The sequence below is a fragment of the Nitratidesulfovibrio liaohensis genome, from assembly GCF_011682075.1.
Lineage (GTDB): Bacteria > Desulfobacterota > Desulfovibrionia > Desulfovibrionales > Desulfovibrionaceae > Cupidesulfovibrio > Cupidesulfovibrio liaohensis.
The window spans coordinates 1-7,846 of record NZ_VSMK01000064.1 but is presented as its reverse complement, the minus strand read 5'-3'; the positions used below and the strand labels follow the sequence as shown (position 1 = coordinate 7,846).

Sequence of the window (7,846 nt, the reverse complement as noted above, 5' to 3'; positions counted from 1 at the left end):
CAGCCAGGACGACCTCAAGGCCCTGCTGCCGCAAGGCATGTCAAAGAACAACCCGGTCTAAGCCAGTTCACTGATGTCTACTTGATGACCGCTCGCCTGAAAAGGTGGGGTTGTCTGGACGGTTACGATTCGAATCCTGAACCAGATGGCCAAACAGTTTGAAACTGCGATTATTGTCGTGACCCATGACGAGAAAATCATTCCGACTTTCAAGCGGTTGTACCAAATACGAGACGGACGGACCGAGGAACAGGCTGGTGAAGGAAGGACAATAGATTGAATCGATAGGGAGGGTGACATGAAGGATCACTGTGACGCTTTGGATTTGTCTGAAGATGATGTCTCAATGCCATGCGTTCCATGCAAGGATATGTCGATATAACACCTGGAGATTTTCGAGAAATTTATTCAATCGCTTACGATTTGGCATTGAAGAAAGTCCGTTCTCTTAGGAAGGCGGAAGACGTCATGACGTCTCCTGTGCATTGTCTTCATCGTGAAATGAACGCCTCTGAGGCTGCGTCATTCATGGCTTCGCACGGCATCAGCGGTGCTCCGGTTGTTGACGAGAACGGGACGATATGCGGGGTTGTCTCGGAAAAGGATTTTCTCAAGAAGATGGGACTGCCAGGAACCGCCTCATTCATGGCTGTTGTGTCGCGATGCATGACCATTTACGGGTGCCTGGTTTCTGACTTTAGAGGCTTGAGTGTCCGAGAGATGATGAATTGTCCGCCGATCGTCGCGACCAGGGAAACGACATTGACGGATATTTCAGCGCTTTTTTCGAAGCATGCCATCAACCGAGTGCCAATCTGTGATACTGACGGACGTCCAATAGGGATTGTCACCAGAACCGACCTCGTAGCTTCTCTGTGTGAGGAGAGGTAACCATGAACTTTTTCGCAAAGGTCAAAGGGACGACATAAAGCCCCCCCAGGGTCGGCATTTCTGAGGTTGCCTGGTCTTGGGTCGGCGCCTTTGCAGGCATAACCCTCGTCGGTTTGCTTCAAGGCGTGTTTGTGGATGAGTTTGGACAGGGTTTGCTCATTGGCTCCTTTGGCGCAACTGCGGTCCTCGTTTACGGAGCGATTCGAAGTCCTTTGGGCCAGCCCAGAAATGTTTTTGGAGGGCATGTCATTTCTGCGTTGATCGGGGTGCTGTCATATCAGCTTGTCGGAGACATCGTCTGGTTGGCGGCGGGGTTGGCAGTATCTACAGCCATTGCCGCAATGCATATGACGAGGACGTTGCATCCACTAGACGGAGCGACGGCTTTGATTGCTGTTATCGGTGGAGACTCTGTGCATAATTTGTCGGCCCTGAAAATATGGCAATATACTGAAATAAATTGAAATTTACTCGGAAACAACGTATTTCGAATAGCCAGTAATGCAGTGAGAAATACATTTTTCTGGTCGAAATCACTCCGAGGTTATCAACGATGCAGCCCAAAAAATCGGACCGCCAGCGCAGCCTCCTGTGCCCGGATCTGCTCGATCAACTTGATCCTCGAAACCACCTTCTCGGGTTGGCCAAGGTCATCCCGCGGCAGGTCTTCGAGGACAACTTCCGGCCACTTTATGCTGCTTCCGGACGCCCTGGAAAATCCGTCCGGTTGATGGTCGGCTTCCTCATTCTCAAGCAGCTTGAAAACTTGAGTGATGAGCGCGTTGTCGAGGCTTGGGTCCAGAATCCGTATTTCCAGGCCTTCTGCGGTCAGCAACGGTTCACCTGGAAGCTACCCTGTGATCCGTCAGAGCTGACCTATTTCCGACGCCGCATCGGAGAAGACGGAGTCCGCAAAATCTTCGAGGTTTCCGTGGCCCTCCATGGTGACAAGGCCAAAGAAGCCGAGGTCGTTGTAGACTCAACCGTGCAGGAAAAGAACATCACCTTTCCCACGGATGCCAAGCTCCTGAGCAAAATCGTGACACGGTGCCACACCATGGCCAAGCTGGAAGACGTCAAACTCCGGCGCAGCTACCAGCGCGAAATCAAATCGCTCCTGCGGACCATCCGCTTCAAACCCAAGGGTCGCAGACAGGGCGAATCTCTGCGTGCTGTCAGGCGGTTGCGGACCATCGCCGGCATCCTGGTCCGCGAATTGAAACGCAAGCTTTCTCCGGAAGCACTGACCATCCATCAGCAAGCCTTGGACCTTTACGATCGCGTGCAGCGCCAGCAGCGATCCGGCACAGGCAAAATCTACAGCCTCCATGAGCCAGACGTGTCCTGCATCAGCAAAGGCAAGGTCCACAAGAAATACGAGTTCGGCGCCAAGGCATCCGTGACCAAGACCAGCGGCATCATCGTTGGCGCACTGTCGTTCCAGGACAATCCTTTCGACGGTCACACGCTGCCTGCGGTTCTGTCTCAAGTCGAAAGCATCGTGGGGCAACGGCCAACCATGGCGATCTGTGACCGAGGATACCGAGGCAAGCGCAAGATCGGCGTGACCAGCATCGAAATTCCCGAGTCAGGCAAGCGGACGAAGACTGTATCTGACAAGCGGCAAGCCAGAGAGCGGTTCCGTCGGCGTGCGGCCATCGAGCCAATCATCGGCCACCTCAAAAACGACCACAGGATGCTGCGCAATTACCTCAAAGGGCAGGTCGGTGACTCCGTGAACCTGTTCATGGCCTGTGCTGCGTTCAATTTCCGGAAGTTCATCCGGATTCTGTGTTTTTTGTGCCTCAAATTCCTTGGGCACATACTTCGGCCCAATGTTCAGCCCGTGCAGGTCTGTGCCTGACGTGGCGTTTTAACAGTTTTTCAGGACCGACTAATTTGGGTTATTTCTATGCATTTATGCCTGTTGGACTCGGAGCTGTTATTCTCATTGTTGTTGCTGTTGTATTAAATAATTGTGCAAAAAACAGGCGTTATCCTGAGTATTGGTATTAACAAAAATAAGAGGGATTGATGAAAAAACTTTTCGCATCAAAGCTGATATCTTTTTTTTCGTTGATTCTTTTCATCATTAATATCTTTATTGTGTGGAGCATATATTCGATTCATTCTTCGTTGGAGCGCGATGCCAAGCTTATTAGCAACATAGGTTTTATTCGTGGGTCGACACAAAGAATTCTGAAATTTGAATTGCTTAAAAATATTGATAGTGCTGATTTCTCTATTAGCGAGGTGGATAAAATATTTGCTATTTACGTTGCTGATGGCAAGGCGGCTGAATTTAGGTTTGACCCAGAGATATATCAGCCTTTTAAGAGTCTTTATGGTGAATGGAATGCATTTAAGGATGTTTTGTATAAAAACAGGGCTGGACAGCAGCAATTTTTACAAGAACTGTCATTAATGAGTGAATCTATTTGGAGTGGTTCTAATTCTCTCATGTTGAGGAAAGTTATTGGATCAGATCGTAAAACTTCAAATATCAAAAAACTATACTATTATGTTTTCTTCCTTTTTGGCTCGTCATTCATTTTCTATTTGATATCGAAGATTTTTGTACAAAAAGTCGAGCATAGCTCCCGCCATGACAGTTTGACGTCTGTTTATAACAGGAGTCAATTTGACCTGGATATCAAAGAAGAAATAGACAGATATGAGAGAAACAAGAGGGAGTTTTCATTGCTCATAATGGACATAGATCATTTTAAAAAAGTTAACGATTCTTTAGGGCATACAGAAGGAGACAGGGTTCTTAAAAAAATGGCAGGGACGGTCAGGCAATGTATCAGAAAGACAGACTTTTTCTACCGGATCGGGGGGGAAGAATTTGCTGTTTTGGCACCCGAGACAGATCACGAAAGCGCGTTACTTTTGGCTGAAAAAATTCGGAGTGTAGTGGAAAAAGAATTTTCCAAAGACAAGTCCAAGATAACGATTAGCATAGGCGCTTCTGTGTATACAGATGGAATGAGTCATTCTGATTATTATAATCAAGCTGACAAAGCTTTGTATGAAGCTAAAAGAACTGGAAGAAACAAGTCTGTAATTTTTGATACTAAAATTCAGTATGGGAGAAAAAAATGAGAAAAATTGTAGAATCAGTGTATTGGGTTGGTGCAGTGGATTGGGACAGGCGTCTGTTCGACTCCTTGGTTCCGCTCCCCGATGGGACAACCTACAACGCCTATCTCGTGGAAGGCAGCGAGAAGACCGCTCTCATCGACGCCGTGGACCCGGATATGGTCGATACGTTACTTGGGCATCTGGATGGGGTGGAAAAGCTTGATTACGTAATATCCCAGCATGCGGAGCAGGATCATTCCGGGACCATTGCCCTGGTGCTGGACCTGTACCCTGAGGCCAAGGTCGTCACCAACGCCAAGGCCAAGTCTATGCTCATGGATCTTTTGCTCATCCCCGACGACAAATTCATCGTTGTCGGGGATGGCGAAACCCTTTCCCTTGGCGACAAGACGCTCACATTCATTCTCACGCCTTGGGTGCACTGGCCGGAAACCATGTCCACCTACTTGGCCGAAGACAAGATTCTGTTCAGTTGCGACTTTTTTGGCTCGCACATCGCAACGAGCGATCTCTTTGTGCGCGATCAAGGCCGGGTACATGAAGCGGCAAAACGCTATTTCGGCGAGATCATGATGCCGTTTAGGACCATAATCGCCAAGAACCTGGAAAAACTCGGCCCCTATGACATACGCATGATCGCCCCCAGCCACGGCCAGATTTACGACAGCCCCGGCTGGATCATTGACGCCTACAGGGACTGGGTTTCAGGCGTGGCGCACAACCTGGTGGCCTTTCCCTTCGTGTCCATGCACGGCAGCACTAGGCTCATGGTCGACCACTTGGCGGCAGCTTTGTCCGAACGCGATGTGAGGGTGGAACTCTTTAACCTTGCCGTGACCGACATCGGCAAGCTGGCTATGTCCCTCGTGGATGCGGGCACCATCGTGCTCGGCACCCCCACAGTGCTTGCCGGTCCGCATCCCATGGCCGCCTACGCGGCATTTTTGGCCAACGCCCTGCGGCCCAAGGCCAAATATCTGTCCATAGTCGGTTCATACGGCTGGGGCGGCAAGACAGTGGAAACTCTGGCCGGCATGATTCCCAATCTGAAGGTCGAGGTGCTGGATCCTGTGCTGTGTAAGGGGTTGCCCACAGACGACACGTACGGTGCCCTGGATCGTCTGGCGGATGCCATTGCCGCCAAGCACAAGGAAAGCGGCTTTCAGAGGTAGTTTTTTTTCTAGTATCGATTTGAGGTGCGTGCATTGTCACGCGATCGGCAACAGTAATTATAAAGGAGGTCACTATGTTTTGCTTCCAGTGTCAGGAAACAGCGAAGAATACGGGATGCACGGTCAAAGGTATGTGCGGCAAGCCGGAAGAAACCGCCAATTTGCAGGATCTGCTCATTTTTGTGCTGCGTGGCATCGCCATTTATGGCGAAAAATTAAAGGAGTTGGGACAGCCGGACCGCTCTAATGACGACTTCGTGCTCCAGGGATTATTTGCGACCATCACCAATGCTAACTGGGATGATGCCCGATTTGAGGCTATGATATCGGAAGGCTTGGCTCGGCGTGACAAGTTGAGAAATGCTTTTCTGGCTGTTTACAAGGCAAAAAATGGCAAAGATTTCAGCGAGCCGTTGCCCGAAGCCGCGACTTGGACTGGGGACTCTACCGCTTTTGCTGAAAAGGCCAAGAGCGTAGGCATTCTGGCAACTGAGAACGAAGATGTGCGTTCTTTGCGCGAACTGCTCATAATCGGTCTGAAAGGTGTCGCGGCCTATGCCGAGCACGCTGCTGTACTGGGCTTTCGCAAGACCGAAATCGACGAATTCATGCTTGAGGCCCTGGCTTCAACGACCAAGGATTTGTCCGTGGATGAAATGGTCGCGCTGGTCATGAAGGCCGGCGGCATGGCCGTAACCACCATGGCCCTGCTGGACGAGGCCAACACCACTACCTACGGCAACCCGGAAATCACCCAGGTCAACATCGGCGTGGGCAAGAACCCCGGCATCCTCATCAGCGGCCATGACCTGAAGGATATGGCCGAGTTGCTGAAGCAGACCGAGGGCACAGGCGTGGACGTTTACACCCACGGCGAAATGCTTCCCGCCAACTATTATCCGGCGTTCAAGAAGTACCCGCATTTCGTGGGGAACTACGGCGGTTCCTGGTGGCAGCAGAATCCCGAATTCGAGTCCTTCAACGGCCCCATCCTGCTGACCACAAACTGTCTGGTGCCGCTCAAAAAAGAGAACACCTATCTGGACCGTCTCTACACCACTGGCGTGGTTGGGTATGAAGGGGCCAAGCACATCGCTGACCGGCCTGCGGGAGGAGCCAAGGATTTCTCGGCGCTGATCGCACAGGCCAAGAAATGTCCTCCGCCCGTTGAGATCGAGACTGGTAGCATCGTCGGCGGTTTCGCCCATCATCAGGTACTAGCCTTGGCCGACAAGGTGGTTGAGGCTGTCAAGTCCGGCGCGATCAAGCGCTTTGTGGTCATGGCCGGGTGTGACGGTCGGCAGAAGTCTCGTTCCTATTACACTGAAGTGGCCGAAAATTTGCCCAAGGACACCGTGATCTTGACGGCCGGTTGCGCCAAGTACCGCTATAACAAACTGAATCTCGGTGACATCGGTGGCATTCCACGTGTGCTGGACGCAGGGCAGTGCAACGATTCCTATTCCCTGGCCGTCATTGCTCTGAAACTCAAAGAAGTCTTCGGCCTGGATGACATCAACGATCTGCCCGTATCTTACGATATCGCCTGGTACGAGCAGAAGGCCGTGGCCGTGCTTCTGGCCCTCCTATTCTTAGGTGTGAAGGGAATCCGCCTCGGACCCACGCTTCCGGCATTCCTGTCCCCGAACGTGGCCAAGGTACTGGTTGAAAATTTCAACATCAAACCAATCGGAACAGTGCAGGATGACATCGCGGCCATGATGGCGGGTAAATAGATGAAGGGGGGGCTTCGGCTCCCCTTTTTTTCATCAATAGCTGATCTCTGCTTTAAAGATTCGTTGAGGCTTCCAATCAGATTTACTTGAAAAATTTGCAATAATAAATTGTTACATCTGTGCGCAATGTTAGCCCCATTAGAAAAAAGACGTTTTTATGACTATGCGTTCTTTTCTCGGGTCGCGTTGTGCGCTTTATTCGAAATGATGAGTTGTTAATATGTACGTTTGTTTATGGATTGTGTTGGGGGTGTGTACAGAGATAGTATTCACCTGACACTTGCCGTACCCGGCTGGGGCGCTGATCAGGCTGCGTAGTGTCCTTCGTTGTCTTCTTTCGGCTGCCCTTCGGGACGGCTATCAAGGAAGGCTTGATAGGGTGTCCGGCCGCTCATGTTTCTGCCTTGGTGTGCCCGCTCGTGGTTATAGTGGCGCAAGTAGGCGTCAAGGTCTGCCTGCATTTCATCCAGAGACTCATACCAGTTTTTTCGCCCCTGAATCCTGAAATGCTCGTCGAGCAATGTCCTGTGCAGCCGCTCCACAAAGCCGTTGCTTTGCGGACGTCTGACGCGGGTTGTCCGGTGCTCGATATTTTCCAGTTGCAGGAATAGTTCGTAGGGATGCCGTCGGCGCGCCCGCAGAATTCCCGGCCATTATCCGAAAGCACTGTGACGACCGGCGTGTCGTGCTCCTCGAAAAAGGGCAGCACGGACTCGTTGAGCATGTGTACCGCCGTAACCGGCAACTTGCTGGTGTACAGTCTGCCGAAGGCGTAGCGGCTGTGGCAGTCGATGGCCGATTGCAGATAGATTTTCCCCACGCCATTCCGTGACCTTCTTCCAGTGGTCATGTCGGCCTCCTTGCTAGTGGTTGATGAAGCTTTATGGCCTCATCGCTGCTCTAGGTGGCGCGGCATGACCTCTTTTTTGGGATTGTGCACTG

Annotated in this window: 7 protein-coding genes and 1 pseudogene; 7 read left to right on the top strand and 1 reads right to left on the bottom strand. The window is 51.1% G+C overall.

Translation table 11 applies throughout. The annotated features are described in order from the left end of the window. The first annotated feature begins 351 nt into the window (after window positions 1–351). The 7 genes from FVW27_RS21225 (at window position 352) to hcp (ending at window position 6,904) form a co-directional block, all read left to right on the top strand. Window positions 352–891, top strand: coding sequence for a CBS domain-containing protein (locus tag FVW27_RS21225; RefSeq protein ID WP_167122600.1), 540 nt, complete (start codon window positions 352–354; stop codon window positions 889–891). A gap of 56 nt (window positions 892–947) precedes the next feature. After that, window positions 948–1,355: an HPP family protein gene (locus tag FVW27_RS21220; protein WP_424991841.1), complete on the top strand. Its 408-nt coding sequence runs from the start codon at window positions 948–950 to the stop codon at window positions 1,353–1,355. An 89-nt stretch (window positions 1,356–1,444) separates the two neighbouring features. After that, window positions 1,445–2,755: an IS5 family transposase gene (locus tag FVW27_RS02910; RefSeq protein ID WP_167122598.1), complete on the top strand. Its 1,311-nt coding sequence runs from the start codon at window positions 1,445–1,447 to the stop codon at window positions 2,753–2,755. Then, window positions 2,683–2,907, top strand: coding sequence for an HPP family protein (locus FVW27_RS21160; protein WP_341806054.1), 225 nt, complete (start codon window positions 2,683–2,685; stop codon window positions 2,905–2,907). The genes FVW27_RS02910 and FVW27_RS21160 overlap by 73 nt, the downstream gene beginning before the upstream one ends. An 18-nt stretch (window positions 2,908–2,925) precedes the next feature. Further along, a complete protein-coding gene (locus FVW27_RS02900) occupies window positions 2,926–3,996 on the top strand; it encodes a GGDEF domain-containing protein (protein ID WP_167122596.1) in 1,071 nt (356 codons plus the stop codon). After that, window positions 3,993–5,168, top strand: coding sequence for an FprA family A-type flavoprotein (locus FVW27_RS02895; RefSeq protein ID WP_010939297.1), 1,176 nt, complete (start codon window positions 3,993–3,995; stop codon window positions 5,166–5,168). The genes FVW27_RS02900 and FVW27_RS02895 overlap by 4 nt, the downstream gene beginning before the upstream one ends. Before the next feature lie 74 nt (window positions 5,169–5,242). Next, complete coding sequence (hcp, locus tag FVW27_RS02890) at window positions 5,243–6,904, top strand: hydroxylamine reductase (protein ID WP_010939296.1); 1,662 nt, start codon at window positions 5,243–5,245, stop codon at window positions 6,902–6,904. 305 nt (window positions 6,905–7,209) lie between these two features. Here hcp and FVW27_RS02885 read toward each other — a convergent pair. Continuing rightward, window positions 7,210–7,727: pseudogene (locus FVW27_RS02885) on the bottom strand (IS481-like element ISDvu4 family transposase); the annotation flags it as partial. Between the last annotated feature and the right edge of the window lie 119 nt (window positions 7,728–7,846).

Excerpts from the sequence above, each read along its gene's own strand:
- FVW27_RS21225 (WP_167122600.1), top strand. The coding sequence starts at position 352 with ATGCGTTCCATGCAAGGATATGTCGATATAACACCTGGAGATTTTCGA.
- FVW27_RS02910 (WP_167122598.1), top strand. The coding sequence starts at position 1,445 with ATGCAGCCCAAAAAATCGGACCGCCAGCGCAGCCTCCTGTGCCCGGAT.
- FVW27_RS02900 (WP_167122596.1), top strand. The coding sequence starts at position 2,926 with ATGAAAAAACTTTTCGCATCAAAGCTGATATCTTTTTTTTCGTTGATT.
- FVW27_RS02895 (WP_010939297.1), top strand. The coding sequence starts at position 3,993 with ATGAGAAAAATTGTAGAATCAGTGTATTGGGTTGGTGCAGTGGATTGG.
- hcp (WP_010939296.1), top strand. The coding sequence starts at position 5,243 with ATGTTTTGCTTCCAGTGTCAGGAAACAGCGAAGAATACGGGATGCACG.